The sequence below is a fragment of the Hydrogenophaga sp. NFH-34 genome, assembly GCF_021401345.1.
GTDB lineage: Bacteria > Pseudomonadota > Gammaproteobacteria > Burkholderiales > Burkholderiaceae_C > Hydrogenophaga > Hydrogenophaga electricum.
The window spans coordinates 56,977-81,606 of sequence record NZ_JACBGE010000022.1; the positions used below are offsets into that span (position 1 = coordinate 56,977).

General features: G+C 68.7%; 21 protein-coding genes and 1 tRNA gene. 12 read left to right on the top strand and 10 right to left on the bottom strand.

The genetic code is table 11. The annotated features are described in order from the left end of the window. Positions 1 to 116: 116 nt before the first annotated feature. Positions 117 to 1,940 carry an AMP-dependent synthetase/ligase gene (locus L0977_RS19340; RefSeq protein ID WP_234266498.1) on the bottom strand — a complete coding sequence of 608 codons (1,824 nt, stop codon included), beginning with the start codon at positions 1,938 to 1,940 and terminating at the stop codon, positions 117 to 119. A 223-nt stretch (positions 1,941 to 2,163) separates the two neighbouring features. Between L0977_RS19340 and dapC the strand changes: the two genes are divergently transcribed. From dapC to L0977_RS19380, 8 genes are all read left to right on the top strand, one after another. Then, positions 2,164 to 3,387 (top strand): succinyldiaminopimelate transaminase, encoded by a 1,224-nt coding sequence (gene dapC, locus L0977_RS19345; protein WP_234266499.1) that lies wholly within the window; start codon positions 2,164 to 2,166, stop codon positions 3,385 to 3,387. Positions 3,388 to 3,448: 61 nt separating this feature from the next. Further along, the gene (gene dapD, locus L0977_RS19350) at positions 3,449 to 4,282 is read left to right on the top strand and encodes a 2,3,4,5-tetrahydropyridine-2,6-dicarboxylate N-succinyltransferase (RefSeq protein WP_234266500.1); all 834 of its coding nucleotides are present in this window, start codon (positions 3,449 to 3,451) and stop codon (positions 4,280 to 4,282) included. Positions 4,283 to 4,346: 64 nt separating this feature from the next. Further along, a complete protein-coding gene (locus L0977_RS19355) occupies positions 4,347 to 5,510 on the top strand; it encodes a PilT/PilU family type 4a pilus ATPase (protein ID WP_234266501.1) in 1,164 nt (387 codons plus the stop codon). Then, positions 5,510 to 6,679: a succinyl-diaminopimelate desuccinylase gene (dapE, locus tag L0977_RS19360; protein ID WP_234266502.1), complete on the top strand. Its 1,170-nt coding sequence runs from the start codon at positions 5,510 to 5,512 to the stop codon at positions 6,677 to 6,679. The genes L0977_RS19355 and dapE overlap by 1 nt, the downstream gene beginning before the upstream one ends. 17 nt (positions 6,680 to 6,696) lie before the next feature. Then, entirely contained in the window at positions 6,697 to 7,578 is an 882-nt protein-coding gene (gene prmB, locus L0977_RS19365) for a 50S ribosomal protein L3 N(5)-glutamine methyltransferase (protein WP_234266503.1), read from the top strand. Beyond that, positions 7,575 to 9,632, top strand: a complete 2,058-nt coding sequence (locus tag L0977_RS19370) for an ABC-F family ATP-binding cassette domain-containing protein (protein WP_234266504.1) — start codon at positions 7,575 to 7,577, stop codon at positions 9,630 to 9,632. Before prmB ends, L0977_RS19370 begins: the two co-directional genes overlap by 4 nt. A 202-nt stretch (positions 9,633 to 9,834) precedes the next feature. Next, the gene (locus L0977_RS19375) at positions 9,835 to 10,083 is read left to right on the top strand and encodes a GlsB/YeaQ/YmgE family stress response membrane protein (RefSeq protein ID WP_234266505.1); all 249 of its coding nucleotides are present in this window, start codon (positions 9,835 to 9,837) and stop codon (positions 10,081 to 10,083) included. 31 nt (positions 10,084 to 10,114) lie between these two features. Beyond that, on the top strand, positions 10,115 to 10,546 hold the full coding sequence (locus L0977_RS19380) for a thermonuclease family protein (RefSeq protein ID WP_234266506.1): 432 nt from the start codon (positions 10,115 to 10,117) through the stop codon (positions 10,544 to 10,546). A 21-nt stretch (positions 10,547 to 10,567) separates the two neighbouring features. On the opposite strand, the gene L0977_RS19385 is transcribed toward L0977_RS19380, so the two are convergent. Beyond that, positions 10,568 to 12,106 carry a lyase family protein gene (locus tag L0977_RS19385; protein WP_234266507.1) on the bottom strand — a complete coding sequence of 513 codons (1,539 nt, stop codon included), beginning with the start codon at positions 12,104 to 12,106 and terminating at the stop codon, positions 10,568 to 10,570. Positions 12,107 to 12,205: 99 nt separating this feature from the next. Between L0977_RS19385 and L0977_RS19390 the strand changes: the two genes are divergently transcribed. The 3 genes from L0977_RS19390 to L0977_RS19400 all read left to right on the top strand — a co-directional run bounded on the left by L0977_RS19390 (position 12,206) and on the right by L0977_RS19400 (position 14,276). Next, complete coding sequence (locus tag L0977_RS19390) at positions 12,206 to 13,108, top strand: LysR family transcriptional regulator (RefSeq protein ID WP_234266508.1); 903 nt, start codon at positions 12,206 to 12,208, stop codon at positions 13,106 to 13,108. Continuing rightward, positions 13,105 to 14,100 (top strand): Bug family tripartite tricarboxylate transporter substrate binding protein, encoded by a 996-nt coding sequence (locus L0977_RS19395; RefSeq protein ID WP_234266509.1) that lies wholly within the window; start codon positions 13,105 to 13,107, stop codon positions 14,098 to 14,100. Before L0977_RS19390 ends, L0977_RS19395 begins: the two co-directional genes overlap by 4 nt. A 100-nt stretch (positions 14,101 to 14,200) precedes the next feature. Further along, positions 14,201 to 14,276: transfer RNA gene (locus tag L0977_RS19400), tRNA-Lys, on the top strand. 55 nt (positions 14,277 to 14,331) lie between these two features. Here L0977_RS19400 and L0977_RS19405 read toward each other — a convergent pair. The 5 genes from L0977_RS19405 to tolB all read right to left on the bottom strand — a co-directional run bounded on the left by L0977_RS19405 (position 14,332) and on the right by tolB (position 19,046). Further along, positions 14,332 to 15,105, bottom strand: coding sequence for a tRNA threonylcarbamoyladenosine dehydratase (locus tag L0977_RS19405; RefSeq protein WP_234266510.1), 774 nt, complete (start codon positions 15,103 to 15,105; stop codon positions 14,332 to 14,334). A gap of 25 nt (positions 15,106 to 15,130) precedes the next feature. Further along, positions 15,131 to 16,246, bottom strand: coding sequence for a YeeE/YedE family protein (locus L0977_RS19410; RefSeq protein WP_234266511.1), 1,116 nt, complete (start codon positions 16,244 to 16,246; stop codon positions 15,131 to 15,133). 87 nt (positions 16,247 to 16,333) lie between these two features. After that, positions 16,334 to 17,113 (bottom strand): tol-pal system protein YbgF, encoded by a 780-nt coding sequence (ybgF, locus tag L0977_RS19415; protein ID WP_234266512.1) that lies wholly within the window; start codon positions 17,111 to 17,113, stop codon positions 16,334 to 16,336. 5 nt (positions 17,114 to 17,118) lie between these two features. After that, positions 17,119 to 17,676 carry a peptidoglycan-associated lipoprotein Pal gene (pal, locus tag L0977_RS19420; RefSeq protein ID WP_234266513.1) on the bottom strand — a complete coding sequence of 186 codons (558 nt, stop codon included), beginning with the start codon at positions 17,674 to 17,676 and terminating at the stop codon, positions 17,119 to 17,121. A 53-nt stretch (positions 17,677 to 17,729) separates the two neighbouring features. Further along, entirely contained in the window at positions 17,730 to 19,046 is a 1,317-nt protein-coding gene (gene tolB, locus L0977_RS19425) for a Tol-Pal system beta propeller repeat protein TolB (protein ID WP_234266514.1), read from the bottom strand. Positions 19,047 to 19,222: 176 nt separating this feature from the next. On the opposite strand from tolB, the gene msbA reads away from it, so the two are divergent. Continuing rightward, on the top strand, positions 19,223 to 21,013 hold the full coding sequence (gene msbA, locus L0977_RS19430) for a lipid A export permease/ATP-binding protein MsbA (RefSeq protein WP_234266515.1): 1,791 nt from the start codon (positions 19,223 to 19,225) through the stop codon (positions 21,011 to 21,013). Positions 21,014 to 21,104: 91 nt separating this feature from the next. On the opposite strand, the gene L0977_RS19435 is transcribed toward msbA, so the two are convergent. The 3 genes from L0977_RS19435 to L0977_RS19445 all read right to left on the bottom strand — a co-directional run bounded on the left by L0977_RS19435 (position 21,105) and on the right by L0977_RS19445 (position 24,623). Further along, positions 21,105 to 22,181: an outer membrane beta-barrel protein gene (locus tag L0977_RS19435; protein WP_234266516.1), complete on the bottom strand. Its 1,077-nt coding sequence runs from the start codon at positions 22,179 to 22,181 to the stop codon at positions 21,105 to 21,107. Between the two features lie 233 nt (positions 22,182 to 22,414). Then, complete coding sequence (gene rng / locus L0977_RS19440) at positions 22,415 to 23,956, bottom strand: ribonuclease G (protein ID WP_234266517.1); 1,542 nt, start codon at positions 23,954 to 23,956, stop codon at positions 22,415 to 22,417. 43 nt (positions 23,957 to 23,999) lie between these two features. Then, on the bottom strand, positions 24,000 to 24,623 hold the full coding sequence (locus L0977_RS19445) for a Maf family protein (protein ID WP_234266518.1): 624 nt from the start codon (positions 24,621 to 24,623) through the stop codon (positions 24,000 to 24,002). Positions 24,624 to 24,630 lie beyond the last annotated feature (7 nt).

Sequence of the window (24,630 nt, forward strand, 5' to 3'; positions counted from 1 at the left end):
CCCTGAATCGCCACGCCGGGCAGAACACCCTTGATTTCGTTGAATCTTTCGCCGCCGTGGCCGCCCGAACCGGCCGCCACGGCGAGACTGGATGTTAACTGAGCGACCCGCCCGGCTCAGCGGCGGTACAGGCTTTCGAGCGCATCGCGGAAATGTGTCGCCAGGTTGTTGCGTTTGAGTTTCAGCGTCGGCGTGAGCAGGGTGTTTTCAGGCGTCCACGGCGCCAGCACCGGCCAGACGGCACGCGGCTGGGCGTAGTGCGGAAAGTCGCGCGTGGCGGCGCGCAGCCGTTGCAGCAGCGCCTCGCGCACCGCTGGCTGCGCCAGCGTCGTTTCGTCGGCCGTCCAGCCCGAGCGAGCGGCCAGCGCCCGCCAGGCATCCGGCTCCAGCACCACGAAGGCAGCGATGAACGGGCGCCCCTCGCCCGTCACCCAGGCCTGGGCGAACAGGCTGTCGGCCAGGATCGCCAGCTCCAGATCGGCCGGCGAAACCTTTTCCCCGGTGGAGGTGACGATGATTTCCTTGAGACGCCCCTGGATGCGCAGCCGCCCGTCCTCGAACACGCCCTGGTCGCCGGTGGCGTACCAGCCATCGGCCGACAGCACCCTGGCCGTGTCTTCGGGCCGCTTCAAGTAGCCGCGCATCACGCTGGGGCCGCGAATCTGGATCTCGGCGTTCTCGCCGAGGCGGATTTCCATGCCCTGGAGCGGACGGCCCACGGTCTGTGGGTCGTTGTCGTGTTCGCCGTTGGCCGCCGCCACCGGTGAGGTTTCGGTCAGGCCATAGCCCTGCACCACCTGCAGGCCCAGCCCCAGAAAACACCGCGCCATGGCCGCCGAAAGCGGCGCGCCCCCGCTGATGGCCAGCCGGATGCGGCCCCCGAACTGCGCCAGCAGCGGACGGGCCACCAGGCGCTCCAGCAACGGCCAGACGAGCGCGTCGCGCCAGGCGCCGACGGCCGCGTCCTGCGCCGTCAACGGCAGCCCCTGGCGCCGGCGGAAGCGCCGCCAGCCCACCGACTGGGCGGTCTCGAACAGGAAACCGCGCAGCGCCGAGCCGGCCAGCGCCTGCTGGATGCGCCCGTAAACCCGTTCGTAGATGCGAGGCACCGAAATCAGCACCGTGGGCTGCTGGCTGCGCAGGTCTTCCGCCAGCAGCGCCACCGAGCGGGCATAGGCCACGCAGGCACCGGCCGCCATCGGCAGGTAATAGCCGGCGGTGCGCTCCAGCGTGTGCGAGAGCGGCAGAAACGACAGGAAACGGTCTGACGGCCCGGCGGGCACGCGGTCGAGTGTGGCCTGCACATTGGCCACCACGTTGCGGTGCGTCAGCATCACGCCCTTGGGTTTGCCGGTGGTGCCCGAGGTGTAGACCACCGCAGCCAGGTCGTCGGCGGCCGGCGCGTGCACCGAAGTGGCCGGCGCCGCAGCGGCGCCGGCCTGCAGCCAGTCGGCCAGGGCCACCACCCGCGCGTCCGCAGCGGGCAGATCGCCCGGCTGGCCCTGGCGCAGCACCACGCGGCCCAGCGCCGGCATGTCGACGCCCGTGCCCTGGATCGCCTTCCACTGCGCCGGCTGGTTGACGATCAGGCAGGCCGCCTCGCAGTCCGCCAGGATATAGGCGATGCTGCCCGGGTTGTCCAGGTCGTGCAGCGGCACCGGCACACAGCCCAGCGCCAGCACGGCCTGGTCCATGCACACCGCGTCCAGCCCGTTGGGCAGCAGAATGGCGACGCGCGCGCCGGCCGGCAGGGCCTGGACGGCCAGCGCCGCCTGCCACCGGGCGATGCGCTGGCCGGCCTCGGCCCAGGTGGTGGACACCCATTGGTCGGACCGGGGGTCGAACTCGCGGTAGGCCTCGCCATCGGGCGTTTCGGCCACGCGCCAGGCCAGCAATTGCGGCAGGGTCTGCACCTGCGGCAGGGAAGAAGATGGGTTCATGACCAGCGGGGCCGGGGCGCGCGGGTTGAAAACCTGGGCGGGCCACCGACTGAAAACAAAGGACGCACAACGTGCCGGGGCCACAACGCCCCCCGGCGCGCGCTTCGATGCTTGTCTCCTGCGGCCGGCTCGGAGCCCGGCCAGCGTCTTGGCCGGCTATTGTGCCCGGACGGGTGCTGTCACCTCGCCGGGACGGGTTGGCCATCCCGGATAATCGGCCGCCATGAATCCCCTGCTCTCCCGCCTGCAGCCCTACCCTTTTGAACGGCTACGCCGGCTGTTCGCCGACGTCACGCCCAGCCCGGCGCACCGCGCCATCAGCCTGGGCATCGGCGAACCCAAACACGCCACCCCGCAGATGCTCAAGGACGCGCTCGCCGCATCGCTGGACACCGGGCTGACCGGCTACCCGGCCACGGCGGGCGAGCCGGGCCTGCGTGAAGCCTGCGCCGGCTGGCTGCAGCGCCGGTACGGCGTGAGCGTCCATCCGGGCACCCAGGTCCTGCCTGTGAACGGTTCGCGCGAGGCGCTGTTCGCGTTCGCGCAGACGGTGCTCGACCCGTCCAAGCCCGGCGCCACCCTGGCCTTTCCGAACCCCTTCTATCAAATCTACGAAGGGGCGGCGTTGCTCGGCGGCGCCGAGCCCTACTACGTGCCCAGCGTGCCGGCGCGCAATTTTGCGGCGGACTGGGCCAGCGTGCCGGAAGCGGTCTGGCAGCGCACGCAGATGATCTATGTGTGCTCACCGGGCAACCCCACCGGCGCCGTGATGCCCTTGTCCGAGTGGGAAACGCTGTTTGCGCTGAGCGACCGGTACGGCTTCGTCATCGCCTCCGACGAGTGCTACAGCGAGATCTACTTCCGCGATGAGCCGCCGCTGGGCGGCCTGGAAGCTGCGGTTCGCCTCGGACGCCACGATTTCCGCAACCTGGTGATGTTCACCAGCCTGTCCAAACGCAGCAATGTGCCGGGCCTGCGCAGCGGCTTCGTGGCCGGCGACGCGGCGCTGATCAAGGCCTTCCTGCTCTACCGCACCTACCACGGCGGCGCCATGAGCCCGGCCGTGCAGGCCGCCAGCGTCGCCGCCTGGGGCGACGAGGCGCACGTGATCGACAACCGGCGACAGTACCGCGAGAAGTTCGCCGCCGTCACCCCGCTGCTCGCCGAGGTGCTCGACGTGGCGCTGCCCGACGCGGCCTTCTACCTGTGGGCCGGCGTGCCGGCCGGTTTCGCGGGCCGCCTTCCGGGGCTCAGCGCCGACGAGGTCTTCGCCCGCGAGCTGCTGGCTCAATACAATGTGACGGTTCTGCCCGGCAGCTATCTGGCGCGCGAAGCCGGCGGCACCAACCCGGGCGCGGGCCGGGTGCGCATGGCCCTGGTGGCCGAGCCGGCCGAATGCTTGGAAGCGGCGCACCGCATCGTCGACTTCTGCCGCGCCCACGCCTGAGGCGCCACCGCTCCCCTTTTTCTTTGACCCCCTGACTTTCCGACTCTTCGAGCCAAGCGACATGACGCAACAACTGCAAACCCTGATCGACAACGCCTGGGACAACCGTGCCGAACTCAACCCCGCCTCCGCCCCCAAGGAGGTGCTGGACGCGGTCGAACACGTGATCGCCGAACTCGATACCGGCCGCCTGCGCGTGGCCACCCGCGAAGGCGTCGGCCAGTGGACGGTGCACCAGTGGATCAAGAAGGCGGTGCTGCTGTCGTTCCGGCTGAAGGACAACGCCGTCGTCAAGGCCGGTGGCCTGTCCTTCTTCGACAAGGTCGACACCAAATTCTCCGACCTGTCCGAAGCCGAGCTCAAGACCGCCGGCGTGCGCGTGGTGCCGCCCGCCGTGGCGCGCCGCGGCAGCTTCGTCGCCAAGGGCGCGATCCTGATGCCCAGCTACGTGAACATCGGCGCCTACGTGGACGAGGGCACCATGGTCGACACCTGGGCCACCGTGGGTTCCTGCGCGCAGGTCGGCAAGAACGTGCACCTCTCGGGCGGCGTGGGCCTGGGCGGCGTGCTCGAACCCCTGCAGGCCAACCCGACCATCATCGAAGACAACTGCTTCATCGGCGCCCGCTCCGAAGTGGTCGAAGGCGTGATCGTCGAAGAATACTCCGTGCTGGGCATGGGCGTGTACATCGGCCAGAGCACCCCCATCTTCAACCGCGACACCGGCGAGATCAGCTACGGTCGCGTGCCCTCGGGCTCGGTGGTCATCAGCGGCAACCTGCCCAAGAAGACCAAGTCGGGCCAGGACTACAGCACCTACGCCGCCATCATCGTGAAGACGGTGGACGCGCAGACCCGTTCCAAGACGAGCCTGAACGACCTGCTGCGCGACTGAGCGCCGCACGCCCCTGGATCGGTTTGAACGGCCCCCTTGAATCCCTCTGACGGAAGGAACCGGTATGAGCGGTAGCGGAACGATGGAGCGCATCCTGCGCCTGATGGCCGAAAAGAAGGCCTCGGACGTGTACCTGTCGGCCCACGCGCCGGCCATGATCAAGATCAACGGCCAGACGATCCCGATCAACAGCCAGGTGCTGCCGCCCGAAGCCCCGCGCAACCTGCTGTCCGAGATCCTGCCGCCGACCCGCCTGGAAGAGCTGCAGGAAACGGGGGAACTCAACCTGGGTGTGCCGATCGAGGGCATCGGCAACTTCCGCGTCAGCGCCATGCGCCAGCGCGGTACCTACGCGGTGGTGATCCGGTATGTGCCGGAAGACGTGCCGGCGCTGGACTCGCTGAACGTGGCGCCGATCCTGTCCGATCTGGTGCTCGAAAAACGCGGCCTGATCATCATGGTCGGCGCCACCGGGGCCGGCAAGACCACCACGCTGGCGGCCATGGTGGACCACCGCAACACCCAGAACACCGGCCACATCCTGACGATCGAAGACCCGATCGAATACGTCTTCCGCAACAAGAAGTCGGTGATCAACCAGCGCGAGATCGGCTCCGACACCGCCTCGCTGCAAGTCGGCCTGAAGAATGCGCTGCGGCAGGCGCCCGACGTGATCCTGATCGGCGAAATCCGCGATCGCGAAACCATGTCGGCCGCCATCGCCTACGCGCACTCCGGCCACCTGTGCCTGGCCACGCTGCACGCCAACAACAGCTACCAGGCGCTCAACCGGATCCTGAGCTTCTACCCGGTGGAAGTGCGTCCCACCATGCTGGGCGACCTGGCCGCCGCCTTGCGCGCCATCGTCTCGCAGCGCCTGTTGCGCACCCACACCGGTGGCCGTGTGCCGGCCATGGAGGTGATGCTCAACACCGCGCTCATCGCCGACCTGATCCAGAAGGCCGACTTCTCCGGCGTGCGCGAGGCGATGGAAAAGTCGCTGGCCGAGGGCTCGCAGAGCTTTGAGCAGGATCTGGCGCGCCTCGTGGTCGACGGGCTGGTCTCGCGCAACGAGGCGCTGGCCCACGCCGACTCGCCCAACAACCTGCTGTGGCGCCTGCAGAACGACTTCAACGCCAGCAAGACCGCCCAGCAGGCCTTGCCGGTCGAAGACGACCCCAACGAGGCGCCCACCTTCACCGAGTTCACGCTCGACGTCAAATTCTGATGACCGCTACCCTGCGCCTGACCGAAGCCCTGATCTCGCGTCCCTCTGTCACCCCGCGGGACGAGGGCTGCCAGGCCCTGATTGCCGAACGGCTGCAGGCACTGGGCTTTGCCTGCGAAACCCTGGAAAGCGGCCCGGCCGACTTCCGCGTCACCAATCTCTGGGCCCGCCGTGGCAGTGGCCAGCACCCCACGCTGGTGTTCGCCGGTCACACCGATGTCGTCCCCACCGGCCCGCTGGACCTGTGGACAAGCGACCCCTTCGTGCCCGCGCACCGCGACGGCCGGCTCTACGGGCGCGGCGCCAGCGACATGAAGACCTCGCTGGCGGCCATGGTCGTGGCCTGCGAACAGTTCCTGGCCGCGCAGCCCGACGCGCCGATCGACATCGCCTTCCTGCTCACCAGTGACGAAGAAGGCCCGGCCGTGGACGGCACCGTGAAAGTCTGCGAATGGCTGCAGGCGCGCGGCGAGCGGCTGGACTGGTGCATCGTCGGCGAACCCACTTCGGTCGAGCGCACCGGCGACATGATCAAGAACGGCCGCCGCGGCACCATGAGCGGCAAGCTCACGGTCAAGGGCGTCCAGGGCCACATCGCCTACCCGCACCTGGCGAAGAACCCGATTCACCTGCTCGCGCCCGCGCTGGCCGAACTGGCCGCCACCACCTGGGACCAAGGCAACGCCTTCTTCCCGCCCACGAGCTGGCAGGTCAGCAACATCCACGGCGGGACCGGCGCCAGCAACGTGATTCCCGGCGCCGTGGTGCTGGACTTCAACTTCCGTTTCTGCACCGAGTCCACGCCCGAAGGCCTGCAGCAGCGCGTGGCCGGGCTGCTGGCGCAGCACGGCCTGCAAGCCGGCACCGACTACGACCTGGCCTGGACGGTGGGTGGCCTGCCCTTTCTCACCACGCCTGGCACGCTGGTCGACGCCGTGCGCAATGCCATTCGGCAAGAGACCGGCATCGAAACCGAGCTCTCCACCACCGGCGGCACCAGCGACGGCCGCTTCATCGCCCGCGTCTGCCCGCAGGTGATCGAACTCGGCCCGCCCAACGCCACCATCCACAAGGTGGACGAACACGTGGCGCTGGCCGACATCGAACCGCTCACCGCCATCTACCGCCGCACGCTGGAAAACCTGGCTGCCCCAGCCACTGGCCGCTGACACCCGGCCCCACCCACATGACCCTGCAGGACCTGCTGGCGGGCGCCACCGCCCGCCTCGACGCCGCCGCCCTGGCCTATGGCCACGGCACCACCAACGCCCACGATGAAGCCGCCTGGCTCGTGCTGTGGCAGCTCGGCCTGCCGCTGGACAGCGACCTCGGCACCCTGGCCACCCGCCCCGTGACCGAAGCCGAGGCGCAGGCGGCCAATGCCTTGATTCAACGCCGCATCGCCACCCGCCAGCCCGCGGCCTACCTCACCCGCGAAGCCTGGCTGCAGGGCGTGCCGTTCTACGTGGACGAGCGCAGCATCGTGCCGCGCAGCTTCATCGCCGAACTGATCGCCGACGGCGGCTTCGACGCCTGGCTCTCCGAAGACACGCGGCAGGTGCTCGACCTGTGCACCGGCAACGGCAGCCTGGCCGTGCTGGCCGCCATGGCCTGGCCCGACATCCAGGTCACCGGCGCCGACCTTTCCGCCGACGCACTGGCCGTGGCCCGCATCAATGTGGACAAACACGGTCTGCAGGAACGCATCACCCTGGTCGAGTCCGACGGCCTGGCCGCCTGCCCCGGTCCGTGGGACCTGATCCTCTGCAACCCGCCCTACGTCAATGCCGGCAGCATGGCCGCGCTGCCCCCCGAGTACCGGGCGGAGCCCGAACTGGCCCTGGCCGGCGGCGCCGATGGCATGGACTTCGTCCGCCGCCTGCTGCGCGACGCGCCGGCCCGCATGACGGAGAACGCCGTGCTGGTGCTGGAAATCGGCAACGAGCGCGAACACTTCGAAGCCGCCTTCCCGCACCTGCTGCCCGACTGGCTGGAGACCAGCGCCGGCAGCGACCAGGTGCTGCTGCTCACCCGCGACATGCTGGCGCTGCCGGAGGACGCGGCATGATCAGTCTGCGCAACATCACCCTACGCCGCGGCACCCGGGTGCTGCTCGACGGCGCGTCCTGCACCCTCAACCCGGGCGAAAAAATCGGTCTGGTGGGACGCAACGGTGCCGGCAAATCCAGCCTGTTCCGCCTGCTCGACGGCACGCTGCACGAGGACAAGGGCGATTTTTCCATTCCTCCGCAATGGCGCATGGCGCAGGTCGCGCAGGACATGCCCGAAACCGACATGCCGGCGACGCAGTTCGTCATCGAAGGCGACGTGACCCTGCTGGCCGCCCAGCAGGAGGTGACGGCGGCCGAGGCCAGCGATGACGGCGAACGCATGGCGCACGCCTACATGGCGCTGCACGACGCCGGCGCCCACGATGCGCCGTCGCGCGCGCAGGCGCTGATCCTGGGCCTGGGCTTCCGCACCGACGAACTCGATCGGCCGGTCAACAGCTTCTCGGGCGGCTGGCGCATGCGCCTGCAACTGGCCCGTGCGCTGATGTGTCCGAGCGAGCTGCTGCTGCTCGACGAACCGACCAACCACCTGGACCTGGACGCCCTGGTCTGGCTGGAAGACTGGCTCAAGCGTTATCAGGGCACGCTGCTGGTGATCAGCCACGACCGCGAATTCCTGGATGCCGTGACCAACGTTACCGTGCACATCGAACGCGCCCAGTTGCACCGCTACGGCGGCAACTACAGCCGCTTCGAAGACATGCGCGCCGAGCAGATGGCCCTGCAGGCCTCGGCCTACGCGCGCCAGCAGGAGAAGATGGCGCACCTGCAGAAGTTCATCGACCGCTTCAAGGCCAAGGCCAGCAAGGCCAAGCAGGCGCAAAGCCGGGTCAAGGCGCTCGAACGCATGGAAAAGATCGGGCCGGTGCTGGCCGAGGCCGAATTCACCTTTGAATTCGCCGAACCGCTCAACCTGCCCAACCCCATGCTGGCCCTGCACGAGGTCAGCTTCGGCTACCCGCCGCTGCAGGAAACGGGTGACCCGACGGTGATCGTGCGCGGCGTCAGCAAGTCGGTGCTGGCCGGACAGCGCATCGGCATCCTGGGCGCCAACGGCCAGGGCAAGTCCACGGTGGTCAAGACCATCGCGCGCGACCTGACGGCGATCAGCGGCGAGATCACCGAAGGCAAGGGCCTGAACATCGGCTATTTCGCGCAGCAGGAACTCGACGTGCTGCGCCCCGCCGATACGCCGCTGGAGCACATGATCCGCCTGGTCAAGGACTGCACTGCGCAGGGCCGTCTGGCCGGCCAGGCCACGCGCGAACAGGACTTGCGCAACTTCCTGGGCACCTTCAACTTCACCGGCGACCAGGTCAAGCAGGCCGTGGGCACCATGAGCGGCGGCGAAAAGGCGCGCCTGGTGCTGTGCATGATCGTCTGGCAACGCCCCAATCTGCTGCTGCTCGACGAACCGACCAACCACCTGGATCTGGCCACGCGCGAAGCGCTGTCGGTGGCGCTCAACGAGTTCGAAGGCACGGTGATGCTGGTCAGCCACGACCGGGCCCTGCTGCGCGCCGTGTGCGACGAGTTCTGGCTGGTTTCGCGCGGCGGCATCGCGCCGTTCGACGGCGACCTCGACGATTACCAGCGCTACCTGCTCGACGTGGCCCGGCAGGCGCGCGAGGCCCAGCGCGCGGCGGGCAAATCGGCGGCGGCCGCCGCGGCGACCGAGGGTGCTGCGGCTGCAGAACCGCCTGCGCCGGTGGCCGCAGCGCCCCACCCCGATGATCCGGCGCCCCCCGCCAGCGCCCCGGCGCCGCGCAGCGGCGAACAGCGCCGGCTGGACGCCCAACGCCGCCAGCAAGTGACCGAGCGGCTGCGCCCGCTGCGCAAGGAACTGGAGCAGGTGGAAAAGCGCATGGCCGGCCTGGAAGCGGAAAAAACCGGGCTGGAAACCGCGCTCAGCGGCAACCTGCCGCCGGCCGAGATCGCCGAAGCCGGCCGGCGGCTGAAGGCCGTGGGCGACGCGCTGGAGACGGCCGAAGCCCGCTGGCTGGAGCTGAGCGAAGCCATCGAGGCGGCGTCGGCCGAAGCCACGGGCTGACTACGCGCCCCGCTGCAAACCAGGCTCGCGGCGCCCGCGCACCACACGCGTGTGACGCGCTGCGCGCCCGGCGCCACGACCTGCGTGCGGCTCACCCCGCTGTCACGCAGGGGCGGCACTTCGGCGCTACAGTGGCCCCAGCACAGCGCCCGGCCAACGGCGGCGCTGCCCTGGTTCATCGTCCCCTGAAAGGTCTTTCACCATGATGTCGATCATCGGCACCCTCCTCATCGGTCTCATCGCCGGCTTCGTCGCGCGCGCCATCAAACCCGGCAACGACAGCATGGGCTGGATCATGACCGCCCTGCTCGGGGTCGCCGGGTCCTTCGTGGCCAGCTACCTGGGTGCGGCCCTGGGTCTGTACGCCCCGGGCCAGGCGGCGGGGTTCATCGCTTCGGTGATCGGCGCGATCCTGCTGCTGGTGGTCTACGGCCTGATCAAGAAGAAGTGACCCGGTCCCCCCGGGCTCGGTGGTGGCGGGCATGAGCACCGCCGTTCTGTTCTGTCTGGCCATCGCCGTGACGAGCGGTGATGCACTGTCCGTGCGCTGCGGTGAAGCCGCCGCCGCGCAGACGCTGACGGTGCGCGTGGCCGGCATTGAGGCACCGAACCCGACACACCCCCGCAGCGGGACCGCCCGGCTCGCACTGCGCCAACTGTGCGAGCGCCAGGCGATCACCCTGCGGCCGCGTACGCCGCCGCGCGCGGGCGGCAGAGTCACCGCCGATGTCGAATGCCAGGGCCAGCGCGCCGCCGACGCCCAGGTGCGCGCGGGCCTGGCCTGGGCGCTCTCCCTGGGCGAAGGTGGCACGGCCGCCCTGCTGCAGGCCCAGCAGGAAGCCCGCATCGCGCGCCGGGGAGTCTGGGCCGATGGCGATGCCGACGCCCGCACACCCCTGCCCCGACGTCCCTGAACGGGGAAATCGGCAGCCCGCTCAGGGCTTGGGCAACAAGACCTTGAAATCGGTATCGAGCTGGGCCAGCGCGCCTTGAATGCGCTGCTGGCGCTGCGCGATCCACGCCGATTGCGCCTGGATCTGCTGCTGGGCCAGCGACAGCATCCGCACCATCTCGGCCGGCTGCGGCCCACCTGCGGTGGCGCGCGCCCGCACGATGGCCACCGGATCCAGCGCGGCCTTGAATTCCGCCTCGCTCATCGGCAGCTCGGGGTTGCCACCGTCTTTGCTCAGGGTCCGCGCGTAAATCTCGCGCGCCGTCGCGTAAGGGAAGTTGGAGGGCCGCAGGTTGTTCTGGCGCGCGTGGTCGACCAGATCGGAGGCGAAGTGATGCCCCATGCGGAACGGCACCTGGTATTGGCGCATCAGCAGATCGGCCAGTTCCTGTGACGCGGTCCAGTCGCTGTCGAGCTCTTCCAGTGCCCGCTCCGGGCTGACCACCAGCGCACCCAGGATGCGCTGCCAGCCCTTGAGCATCGCCACCGTGCTGCGCACCAGGGCGCTGTTGTCCTGGACCTCCTTGGGGTCGGCCATGCCCGGGGTGATGTTGTGGGCGCGGATCACCGGCCCCAGGGCCACCGCGATCACGCCGGAAGCCTGGCGCCGCGTGCTGTTGAGCAGGCCGGGGTTGCGCTTTTGTGGCATGGCGCTGGACACGTAGGTGTTGCCGTCGCCCTCGGCCAGCAGCATCCAGGGGCGCGGCGCGGCGTACTGCACCATCACGTCTTCGATGAAGTGCCCGGCGTGCAGAGCCATGGCGGTCACCACCGCCCCCACTTCCACGGGGTGTTCCATGGACGAAATCTGCGACGCGTCGTAGGCGTTGTCGACCGTGCCGGCAAAGCCCAGGTAGTCGGCCATGCGGCGGCGGTTGAGCGGCCAGCTCGACCCGTTGAGCACCGTCGTGCCCATGGCCGAGCGGTCGATGCGGGCATAGGCCTCGCGCAAGCGCTGCGCGTCGCGCTCCAGACCGGCCGCATGGCCCAGCAGGTTGTGCCCCAGGCTGTTGGGCTGGGCGGCCACGCCGTTGGTGTAGTTGGGCACGATGGTCGCCTGGTGCTTGTCGGCCAGTTTCACCAGCGCTTCGGTGGTGCGGTTCAACTCCGTGGCCAGCACCAGCAGTTCGTCGCGCAGAATCGCGGCGCGGTAGGTGGCGTGCATGTCCTGGCTGGAGCGCCCGGCGTGCAGCCAGGTGACTTCCGGGCCGGCCGCCTTGATCAGCAACGGCTCGAAAGAAATCACGGTGCGCGGCCGGGCGCCGCCGGGCTGGCCGCCATCGGCCAGCACCTTGTCGATACCGGCGGCGAGGCGCGGCGCGAGCTGCCGATCAAGCAGGCCTTCGTCGGTATTGATGACCGCCGTGGCCTTGTTGATCGCTCCCAGCCAGAAAAATTCGTCGCGCGCCGGGGCTGCGGGCGTCTGTGCCAACGCCCAGCCTGCCTGCGCCAGCAGCGCCGCCAGCAAACCGTACCGCCACCGGCTTGTGGGGGCGCAGGACCGTCGAATCGTGTTTGCCATACCGTGTCTCCTTGTGTCGTGGAATGAGGCGTGCGACGATACGGCTGGCCAAAGGAGACGTCAAATATATGGAACCATGAAAGTCCATATCATATGAATATGGATATTCGCCACCTGCGCTACTTTCTCGCCGTGGCCGATGCCGGCTCCCTCACGCGCGCGGCCGAGGTTCTGGGCATTCAGCAGCCGCCGCTGAGCCAGCAGATCATGGCCCTGGAACACGAAGTGGGCGTACCGCTGCTGCGCCGCCACCCCAAGGGCGTGGCCCTCACGCCCGCCGGCCAGGTGCTGCGCACCGAAGCACAGCGCCTGGTGGCCGGCATGGGAGCCCTGCAGGAGCGCATGGCGCGCATCGCCGCGGGGCACGAAGGCGTGCTCGACGTGGCCTTCACCAGCTCGGCTGCGGCCCACGCTTTCACCCCACGCCTGCTGCGCGAATGTCGGCAGCGCTTCGCGGGCATCGAGCTGCGCCTGAGCGAACACAACGCCGAGGACATTCTGGATGCCCTGGTCGCCGGCCGCCTGCACGCCGGCCTGCTGCGGGTACCGGTGAACCACCCGCCCGGCATCGACATGCTCACCTTGCTGACCGAGCCGGCCATGCTCGCACTGCCCTGGGGCCATCCGCTGGTGCCCGACGGCCGGCCACGCCCCCTGGCACCGCAAGCCCTGCGCGACGACGGCTTCATCCTGGTCCGGCGCCCAGGGGCGCCGGGCCTCTACGCCAACTGGCTGCGGCTGTGCGAGCAGGCCGGTTTCCAGCCGCGCATCGTCGCCGAGGTCGACCGCATGATGACCAACCTGAACCTCGTCGCTGCCGGTGCCGGCGTGTCGGTGGTGCCCGCGTCCATGAGCGGTGCCCACCCGGAGGCCATCGTCTACTGCCCCATTGCCGGCGGGCAGGCGCTGTCGGCGCCGCTGACCCTGGCCTGGCGCCGCAGCGACGCCGAAGGCCCGTTGGCGCACCTGATCGCGATGGCACGCGAGCTGGCACAACCGTGACCCATGCCGCCGCACCGAACCGCCGCCGCTGGCTGATCGAGGCCGGCGTGAGCGCCCTGGTCGCTCTGCCGGCGGCCCAGGCGGTAACCCCATGGCCGCAGCGCCCAGTGCAACTCGTGGTGGCCTACCCGCCGGGCGGGGTGAGCGACGAGGTGGCCCGCCTGTTGGCCGAGCGCCTGGCCGGGCGGCTGGGGGTGGCGGTCGTCGTGCGCCACCGGCCTGGAGCCAGCGGCACCCTGGCCTTCGAACACCTGAGTCGGGCACCTGCCGACGGGCACACCCTGCTCTGGTCGGCCATCACCCCGTTGACGGTGTTGCCGCTCATGATGCGCCTGGGCTTCGATCCGACACGCGACGTGGTGCCGGTGATGGCCGTGATGGCCACGCCCCTGCTGCTGCTGGCCACACCGGCACTGGCCGCCCACGACCTGCCCTCGGCCTTGCAGCAGGCCCGGCAGATACCCGGTGGGTTGCGCTGGGCCAGCTCCGGCCGCGGCACCACAGGTCATCTGGTGCTGGCCCATACCCGCCAAGCCAGCGGAGCGCCGATCGTGCACATCCCGTACAAGGGCGGGGGCCAGCAGATCAACGACGCACTGGGTGGGCAGTTTCACCTGCTCTCCAGCAACCTCGCTCCGCAGCAACTCGCGCACGTGCGCCAAGGCCGGCTGCGCGCCTTGGCCCTGGGTGCACCGGAACGCTCGTCCACCCTGCCCGGGGTGCCGACCCTGGCCGAACTGGGCTTGCCCCAGGCAAATCTGTGGTCCACCTTCGGTCTTTTTGCACCAGCGGGCACGCCTGCCGATCGGCTGAATGCGCTCAACCGTGCCGCGCAGGCGGTGCTGGGTGAACCCACTGTGCAGAGCCGCCTGCGCGCGATCGACAACCGTCCCCTGGGCGGCTCGGCACAGGCGTTGGCGCTGCGCATTCAGCAGGAGCGGGTGGCCGCTGAGGCCCTGTGGGGCCTGGGCGGCCTGCACGAGACGGGCTGAGCAAAGGCATCGCCGTCGATGCCTCCGAAGATGGCCCGCGATTGCGCTATAATCGTGGGCTTCGCAGCACCTGAAAGATTTTTCTGTTCAGTCTGCATGGGGGACGTTAGCTCAGTTGGTAGAGCAGCGGACTTTTAATCCGTTGGTCGTGGGTTCGAATCCCTCACGTCCTACCAGAATCCCCAAAAAGGTCCACCGCCACACGGCTGTGGACCTTTTTTCTTGGGCCGTTCAGCCCCGCCCTTCGGCCAGGTGATTGAGCACCCAGCCCGCTGCGCACAGACCGAAGGTGGCGGTCACGCTCACCGCCGAGCCATAGCCATGGCAATTGAGCGCCGCACCCGGTGCGGCCGCGCCATCGACCAGACAGGCCGCGTCTGGTGGTGCCACGTTTTCGCGACTGAACACACAGGTCACGCCCATGCGCCCTTCGCGGGAGGCGCCGTGCGATCGCCGCAGCTGGTAGCGCAGCTTGGCCAGCAAAGGATCGTGCGTGGTGCCGGCCAGATCGCCCACCTCCACCGCCTGCGGCAATCGCTTGCCACCGGCCGCGCCCACCGTGACCAAGGGCCTGGACTCACGCAGGGCCCAGGCGGCCATCGCGGTCTTGGCGCGCACCTGGTCGCAGGCATCGATGAGGGCGTCGGGTGGCGGCAGCCCGGCGATCAGCGCGGGCCAGTTGTCCGAGGTCACAAAATCGTCGACCACATCGACCACAGCATCCGGGTGGTAGAGCGCGATGCGTTCGCGCATGGCCTCGGCCTTGGCCTGGCCCAGCGTGGCTTCGCTGGCGTGGATCTGGCGGTTGATGTTCGACTCGGCGACGTGGTCCAGGTCGATCAGCGTGAGCCGCCGCACGCCGCTGCGCGCCAGCGCTTCGACCGCCCAGGAGCCGACACCACCGATGCCGACCACCGCCACGTGCGCGTCAAACAGGCGCTGCGCCCCGGCTGCGCCATAAAGACGGCGCAGGCCGCCGAAGCGGCGCTCGAATTCAGGTGCCATCGCGTAAACCGCCCACCGGCGCGGCTCAGCCGCGCTCCAGCAACCACATCTGCAGGCGGAAGCCGCCCAGGGCACCAAGCACGATACCGGCCACAGCGATCATGCTGGTCAGACTCAGTGTCGACAAGCCCGACAGGCCCTGCCCCACCGTGCAGCCCATGGCGGTCACACCGCCCACGCCCATGCACAGCGCGCCCACGATGTGCAAGGCGGTGTCCTGGGTGTCCCGAAAACCTTCCCAGCGGAAGCTGCGCTCCCACAGGGCCTGGACGAAGGCACCCACCACCACACCGGCCACCGACACCACGCTGATGGTGAGCAGCTTGGAGGTGTCGCTGAAGTGGATGAGCCAGTCCAGCGCATAGGCCATGGGGGCGGTGAAGGTCAGCGCTTCCATGCGACCGGAATTGGTGGCCACGTAGACCGGGTCCAGGGTTTCCGGGTGCTCGGGCACAAAACCCAGGTGGCCGCTGATCCACCACATGGCCACGATCACCAGCCCGATGCCGGCGCCGGCCAGCCAGTGGTTGAACGAGGCGCGAAATTCCGGGTTCGCCAGCGCCCACAGCACCAGACCGCCACCGACGACCAGTCCCATGAGCAGGCCCAGCGTGCTGGCGTCGCCGCCAGCCCATGCCGACAGCGCAGCCGGCACGGCACTGCCTCCCGGCAGGTCGAAGGCCACCTGATCCACGGTGCGAACGCGCACCACCGCCAGGATGCCGCGCATGGTGGCAAACGCCGCAAACCCCATCACGAAGAACACCACCAGCGCCTTGAGGCTGCCGGTGCCGATGCGCACCAGGGTTTTGCTGCCGCAGCCCGAAGCCAGCACCATGCCGAAGCCGAACAGCGCACCGCCCACCAGGGCCGAGAGCCAGATGATGCGCCCCGGGGCGTAGATCGTCTGGTTCGGGTCGATCCAGCCCAGCCAGGCCATCAGTTGGAAGCCGATCATGGCCACGCCGACCGCCATGCCCCACATGCGCATGCGGACCCAGGAGCCCATGTTCACGACGTCGCTGATCGCGCCCATGGTGCAGAAATGGGTGCGCTGCGTGATGAAGCCAAAAACGGCAGAGGCCGCAAAAGCGGCCCAGAGCACGTGGGATTTGAGTTGTTGAAAGTCGGCCGGTTCCATGGGCCGCGATTGTAGAAGCGCGCGCCGGACTTTGGCGTCCGGCGCGGCAGAGTCCTCAGCGCACGACAGGGCGCGGCACAGGCGGGATCAGCGCAGGCGGGACAGGCGGTCGCGCGCCACGGCGGCGGCTTCGGACTGCGGGTAGCCCTTGATCAGGTCTTCCAGGGTCTTGCGGGCAGAGCGTGCGTCCTTGAGCTCGACCTGGCTGTTGGCGATGGCCAGCAGGGCCTCGGGGGCACGCGGGTGGTCGCGGTAGGTGTTCACCAGCCGGCGGTGCGTGCCCAGGGATTCGCGGTAGGCGCGGTTCGCGTACTGGGCGTTGCCCAGCCAGTACAGCACGGACGGCGTGTAGCCGCTGTCCGGATACCGGCGCAGGAAGGTCTCGAACCCGGCGGCGGCGCCGGCGAAGTCGGAGCGGCGCACCACGTCCATGACAGCGTCGTACTCACGCTTTTCGGCGGGCTGCACATCGAAGGTCAGACCGTCGACCGTCACCGGTACCGGCTCGAACTGGCGCAGGCGTTCGTCCACCGTGGCCTGGGCCGCCTGCTGGCCACGCTGGAGATCGGCCACCTGGCGCGACAAGCTGTCGTTCTGCGCCTTCAACTGGGCCAGCTCGGCGCGCAACTGCTCGATCTGGTTCATCAGCTCGTTGAGAGGCCGACGATCGCGCACCTCGTCACCGAGGCGCAACAGGGCCGCGTCGGTCGCAGCCTTGTTGGCATCGAACTTCTGGCGCAGTTCGATGATGGCCTTGCGCGCTTCGTTGTCGTCAAACAGGGCCTGGGCCGGCAGCGGCGCCAGCAGCGTGGCTGCCAGGCCGCCACCGAGCAGCAGTTCGCGGAGAGAGAAGGAACGCAACGGCATCAGGTTCAGCGATAGAGGATTTCAACGCGGCGGTTTTTGGCGTACGCGCTTTCGTCGCTGCCCATCTCGGCCGGCTTTTCCTCGCCGAAGCTCACGGCTTCCATCTGGGCATCGGGGACACCCTGGGCCGCGAGCGCACGGCGCACGGCCTCGGCACGCTTCTGACCCAGCGCCAGGTTGTATTCGCGCCCGCCGCGCTCGTCGGTATGGCCTTCGAGGCTGACGCGGCGGCTGGGGTTGGCCTTGAGGTAGCGCACGTTGCTATCGATCACGGTGCGGCCATCGGCGCGCACGTCGAAGCTGTCGTAATCGAAGTACACCACGCGGGCCAGGCCGACGGGCTGCTGGCCGATACCGGCCGCGCCGTCCTGCGTCATGTCCACGCCCTGCACGGTGCGCGGGTCGACACCGTTCTGCCCGGTCTGGGCACCACCGGCATTGCGGTCTTCCACCGGCACGTCATCGAGCTTGACACTGGAGCCGCAGGCGGCCAGCGTGAGGCACAGCAGCAAGCCGCCGATGCGTTGGGACCAGGGAGAAATGCGGCGCCGGGTTGGGAACATGGTGGACCTTTCAGAGGAATCAGTGAGCAGACGGAGACGGTGGATAAATCGGATCAGGCCGCGAACGGGCCCCAGTCGGGTTCGCGGATGTCGCCCTGGCTGCTGGCCAGGCGGGTCTTGACGCGGCCGTCGACGGTGGTGGTCATGAGCGCATCGCGACCACCTTCGCGGGTGGCGTAGACGATCAGGCGGCTGTTGGGTGCGAAGCTCGGGCTTTCGTCGGCGCTGGTCTCGGTCAGTGCCGAGACCGATCCCGACGACAGATCCATCACGTGCAGGCGGAACGCCCCGCCGATGCGCGAGATGAAGGCCAGCAACCGGCCGTCCGGGCTGGGCGAGGGCGAAATGTTGTAGGTGCCCGAGGTGGTGATGCGCTGCGCGCCGCCGCCCTGTGCATCCATGCGGTAGATCTGCGGGCTGCCCGCCCGGTCGCTGACAAAGTAGATGCTGCGACCGTCGGCACTGAACACCGGCTCGGTGTCGATGCTGCCCGAATTGGTGAGCCGGCGCGGCGAGGAGCCGCCGGACGCCATGGCGTAAATCTGCGAATTGCCCGACAGCGACAGCGTGGCCACCAACTGGCGGCCGTCAGGCGACCACGAAGGAGCGCTGTTGGAGCCGCGGAAGTTGGCGAGCATGCGCCGCTGGCGCGAGAAGATGTCGTGCGAATAGATGACCGGTTTGCGCGACTCGAACGACACGTAGGCCACCTGCGAGCCGCCCGGCGCCCAGCTCGGCGAGATGATGGGCTCGCTGCTGGTGAACGCGGCCGCGGAGCCTTCGCCATCGGCGTCGGCGATCATCAGGCGGTGCTGGCTGCCCTGCTTGGTGACGTAGGCGATGCGCGTGGAGAACACGCCCTTGTCGCCCGTCAGCCGCTCGTACAGGTAGTCGGCAATCTTGTGGGCCACGTTGCGCATACGGTTCTGCGGCTCCGTGAACTGCATGGCACCCAGTTCCTGACCCTTGACCGTGTCCCAGGCGCGGAAGCGCACGTCGAAACGGCCGTCGGCGAGGCGGCTGACGCTGCCTGTCAGCAAGGCATCGGCCGTCTTCTGCCGCCAGGCGTTGAAATCGGGCCGCGACATTTCGTCGTGCGCCACGGGCAGCGGCGCCACAAAACGGAACAGCCCGCTGCGTTCCAGATCGGCCCGCACGATGGCGGCGATGTCATCGGAGAGGATCCCGTTGTCGCGGAACGTGACGGCGGAAAAAGGAATCTGGGAAGCGCCTGCGCCAGAAACTTCGACCCGGAACTGGGCCAGCGCAGGCGGTGCGGAGAGCGCAAGCGCCGGCAGCGTGACGGCACAGCCCAGCAGGGCGCGGCGCGAAGGGGACAGAGGGGCAATGGGAGCGAAAGAATCCTGCATGGGCAGCGGTGTTCGAGAAGATCGTTGGGGACCGGAAAAATCGCGCTGACGCATGCCGTCGGATAATACCGGAAGCCCGGCGTCACGCCGTGACAATATGTGCGCTGCAGCATGCACAAACACCGCCTCTCCGCTGCAGAAACCGGTCCGGTTTCCCGGACCGCACACCCGCCGACATGACCGACAAGACTGCGCCCTCCCCCACGATTTTGCAGCGCCTCCGGCGATTCTGGCCTTACTTCCGCTCGGCCAAGGCAGGCATTGCACTGGCCTTGGCCGGCACCGTGCTCGGCGCCATCACGGAGCCGATGATTCCCGCCCTGCTGAAGACGCTGCTGGACCGTGGATTCAACGATGGAGCCATCGCACTGTGGATGGTTCCCGCCGCGCTCATCAGTTTGTTTGCCGTGCGGGGCCTGGCCGGTTTCATCGCCCAGTACGCGCTGTCCTACACCGCCAGCCTGGGCCTGCTCAACCTGCGCGAGGCGATGTTCTCGCGCATGAGCCGTGCCGACGCGAGCCTGTTCGCGCGCCAGAGCGCGAGCCGCCTGTCCAACACGCTGGTCTACGAGGTGCAGTCGGGCACGACCACGCTGGTCAACGCCCTGCTCACCTTCTCCAAAGACAGCCTGACGCTGGTCGCTCTCATGGGCTACCTGCTCTACCTGAACTGGCGGCTCACCCTGATCGTGGTGCTGCTGTTCCCGGCGCTGATCTTCGTCATGCGTGTGTTCTCGCGGCGCCTGTACCGCCTCACGCGCACCAGCCAGGAAGCCACCGACGAACTGGCCTACGTGGTCGAAGAAAACGTGATGGCGCACCGGGTCGTGCGCCTGCACGAGGCGCAGGCACCTCAGCAGCAGCGCTTCGGGCACCTGAGCCAGGCCCTGCGGCGCCTGGCGCTCAAAAGCACCGTCGCGCAGGCGGCCATGACGCCGCTCACCCAGGTGCTGGCGGCCGTCGCTTTGTCCGCGGTGATTTCGGTGGCGCTCTGGCAAAGCCATGCCAACGGGGTCACCGTCGGCAACTTCGTGGCCTTCGTCACCGCCATGCTGATGCTGGTGGCGCCGGTGCGGCACCTGGCCGAAATCGCCGGTCCCATCACCCGCGGCCTGGCCGCCCTGGAACGCGGGCTGGAACTGATCGAACAGACCCCCGAACAGGCCGGCGGCGCGTACTGCCCCGACAAGGCCGTGCGGGGCGAACTCACGCTGGACGGTGTCTGGGTGCGCTACCCCGGCAAGGGCGACGGCGATGACGGGCGCTTGGCGTTGCGAGGGCTGAACCTGCACGTTGCGCCCGGCCAGGTGGTGGCGCTGGTCGGCCCGTCCGGCTCCGGCAAATCCACCCTGGCCAATCTGCTGCCGCGCTTCATCGCCCCGGAAAGCGGCGACATCCGCCTGGACGGGGTGCCGTTGCCCGACTGGCAGCTCGACTGCCTGCGGCGCCAGTTCGCCATGGTCAGCCAGGACGTGGTGATGTTCAACGACACGCTGGCCGCCAACGTCTCACTGGGGGCCAGTGAAGATACGCGCGACGAGGCCCGCATCCGGCAGGCCCTGGCCTCGGCCAACCTGCTCGATCTGGTCGAGCAACTGCCGCAGGGCATCCACACCAACGTGGGCCACAACGCGACCGAACTTTCCGGCGGCCAGCGCCAGCGCCTGGCCATCGCCCGCGCGATCTACAAGAACGCGCCGATCCTTATCCTCGACGAGGCCACCTCGGCGCTCGACAACGAGTCCGAACGGCTGGTGCAGGATGCCCTGACACGCCTGATGAAGGGCCGCACCACGCTCGTGATCGCCCACCGCCTGAGCACCATCGAGCACGCCGACCGTGTCGTGGTGCTGGCGGAAGGCCGGGTCATCGAACAAGGCACCCACGCCGAACTCCTGCAACAGCAAGGCCTGTACGCGCGCCTGCACGCGCAGGACTTCACGGCGGCCGGAACCGGGCATCCCTGAGCACCGGAGGCTGAGTGCCCGCTCACGCGGGCATGACAGTGACCAAAAAAAGGGCTCCCGAAGGAGCCCTGGTGCGACGGACGCGCGGGGATCAGAAGCTGTACTGCAGACCCAGACCGAAGTAGTCGATGTTGCCCCAGCGCGGGTTGGTGCTGCTGCCCTGGCGGCGGATGTGGTCGTAGTCGAAGCGCACGCCCAGGTTCTCGCTGAGCGAGTAGGTCAGGCCAGCACCCAGCAGGGCGCGGGTCTTGGACTCGTCGCCGCCAGTGAACAGGTCGTGCGTCACACGGGCGGCGCCCAGTTTGCCGAACAGGCGCAGCTTTTCGGTCACGTTGGTGCCCAGGGTCAGGCGGGCGCCCAGCGCCTTGACGCCGATGTCATAGCCGGTGCCGTTGAAGGCGGTGTATTCGTGCTTCTTGCCACCCTGGTAGAACAGTTCGGCACCCAGCAGGTCGTTGAACTGCAGGCCCACGCCCAGTTGGCCGCCGGTCTGGCGATCGCTGTCGCCCACGTTCGACAGGCCCGCCGGTGCGCCGTAGTTGACGCTGTCGTTGACCACGCCCAGGGTGCCGAACACGTAGGGGGTGATGCCCTTCTTGGCCACAGGGGCCGGGGTGGGAGCCGGCGCCACCACGGGGGCCGGCGCAGGAGCGGGGGCGGCCACCACCGGGGCCGGGGCCGGCGCGGGGGCGGGCGCCACGGCCACCGGAGCCGGCGGCGGCACGGGCACGGCGCGCGGGAAGGCGCCGGAGAAGCGGTTGTCGCACTGGGCCATGCTGGCGCGCACGGTCTTGCCGGTGGCGTCGGCATAGAGGTTCACCGCGCTGTCGGGCGAAAACGGCACGTACTTGCCCTGCAGGGCCTTGGAAACGCCGTTGCGGCCGTTCTTGCGACCGACGCCCAGGTCGCAAGCGCCCAGTTGGTAGGCCGGGCCGAGGTCGGACAGCTTGCCTTTGCTCACACGTTTTTCGCCCTTTTGCAGCTTGGTCGGCATCTGGGTGACGGGTTGGTAGAAGCGCGCGGTGCCAGCGATCACGGCGGCGTCGCATTCGGCGGCCGTGGCGTAACCGGTGTTGCCTTCCTTGTCCACGGTCGGGGCGGCGAAGGCGGTAGTGGCCAGAAGGCTGCCGGTCAGCAGCGCCAGGGGGGTGAGCTTGATGTGATGCATTTCGATGTAATGAAGCAAGGGTTTCAAAAAAGGAACTGGGCAAAAAGCATTGTGTTCCCGCCCCCATCGATCTGCTGCATCGCAGCAGGAAAATGCCCAATGCGACACGCCGATGTCGGCAATGTGCATCACCTGAGCTGGCACCGAAGGCGCTTTTCGTAACGGGCCGTAATCGGCGTAACGCCGCCTGTCCGGAGGCCCCGGTCGGGCGCCCAATGAGCCGTCGATAGCGCTTACAGCAGCACGATGTCGTACTGTTCCTGCGTCATCGCGGCCTCGCTTTGCAGCGAGATGGGTTTACCGATGAAATCCGAAAGACCGGCCAGGTGCTGGCTCTCTTCGTCCAGAAACAGCTCCACCACCTGTGGCGACGCCAGCACGCGGAATTCGCGCGGATTGAATGCCCGGGCCTCGCGCAGGATTTCGCGCAGGATGTCGTAGCACAGGCTGCGCGCGGTCTTGACCGTGCCGCGCCCGCCGCAGGCGGCACACGGTTCGCTGAGCATCTGGGCCAGCGACTCGCGCGTGCGCTTGCGCGTCATCTCCACCAGCCCCAACTGCGAGAAGCCGCCCACCATGGTCTTGACCCGGTCGCGCGCGAGCTGCTTGCGGAACTCGACCAGCACGGCCTCGCGATGCTCGTCGCGCACCATGTCGATGAAGTCGACGATGACGATGCCACCCAGGTTGCGCAGCCGCAGCTGGCGCGCGATCGCCTGCGCGGCTTCCAGGTTGGTGCGGAACACGGTGTCGTCGAAGTTGCGAGCCCCGACGAAGCCCCCGGTGTTCACGTCCACCGTGGTCAGCGCCTCGGTCTGGTCGATCACCAGATAGCCGCCCGACTTGAGATCGACCCGGCGGCTGAGCGCGCGCACGATCTCCTCGTCGATGCCGAACAGGTCGAAGATCGGCCGCTCGCCGCTGTAGTGCCGCAGGCGCGGCAGCGTGTCGGGCATGAACTCGCTGGCGAAACGCTGCAGCACGCCGAACTGTTCGCGCGAATCGATGCGGATCGCCTGCGTCTGCGCACCGACCAGGTCGCGCAGCACGCGCTGCATGAGGCTCAGGTCTTCGTACAACAGCGTGGCCGGTGGCTGCTGGGTGGCGGCCTCGCGGATGCGCTTCCAGGTCTTGCGCAGGTAGGCGATGTCGTCACGCAGTTCGTCGTCCGACGCGTCCTCGGCGTTGGTGCGCAAGATGAAGCCACCCGCCGGGCTGCCATCGGGCAGCGCGGTCAGCGCCTGCAGACGCTGGCGCAAAGCATCGCGCTGGGCAGTCGGGATTTTCTGGGACACGCCGATGTGGTTGTCCTGCGGCAGAAACACCAGCAGGCGCCCGGCGATGCTGATTTGCGCCGTCAGCCGCGCGCCCTTGGTGCCGATCGGATCCTTGAGCACCTGCACCATCAGGGCCTGCCCCTCGAACACCTGGCGCTCGATAGGCAACACCGGGTCGGGGTGCAGCACCCGCTGGCCGGTGCGGGCCGCTGCGCCCGGTGCCGCCTCTGTGGCGGGCTTGTCACGGGGACCGGCGTGTTTGGCCGCGATGTTGGGCATGAGGTCGGCCACGTGAAGGAACGCTGCGCGGTCGAGCCCGATGTCGATGAACGCGGACTGCATGCCGGGCAGCACCCTGGAGACCTTGCCCAGGTAGATGTTGCCGACCAGGCCACGCTCCAGCGTGCGCTCCAGGTGCACCTCCTGCACCGCGCCCTGCTCCACCACGGCCACGCGCGTCTCCTGCGGAGACCAGTTGATGAGGATGTCCTGCGTCATGGCCTTGTCTCGGTTCGGTTGTTCTGGGGGACTGCGGCGGCGATCAGGTCCCGACGAAGCGCACGCCGGCCTGCCGCAAGAGCCCGGCCGTTTCGTGGGCGGGCAGGCCCATGATGCCCGAATGGCTGCCGCTGATGTGGGCGATCCACATCGCCGCCAACCCCTGGATGGCGTAGGCACCGGCCTTGCCCATGGGCTCGCCGGTGGCCACGTAGGCGCGGATCTGTGCCGGCGTCATCGGCGCAAAGCGCACCCAGGACGTCGACAAGGCCTGCCAGGCGCGGGCCGGGCGCCCGCGCACCGCTGGCAGGCCGACGGCCACGGCGGTCATGACGCGGTGGCGCTGCCCCGACAGCGCGGCCAGCATGCGCCGGGCATCGGCCTCGTCGGCCGGTTTGCCCAGGATGCGACGGCCCAGCGCCACGGTGGTGTCGGCGCACAGCACCGGTGCCGCAGGCAGCCCCCGCCGCTGCAGACGCGCCAGAGAGGCCTGCAGCTTCAGCGCCGTCACGCGCTGCACATAGACAGCCGGCGCCTCACCGGGCCGCACGGCTTCCAGCGCTTCGGCGTCCTCATCGGCGTCGGGCAGCAGCAACTCGCAGGGCACGCCCCACTGCTCCAGCAACTGGCGGCGACGGGGACTCTGGGAAGCCAGGTAGAGGGTCATGGGAAAG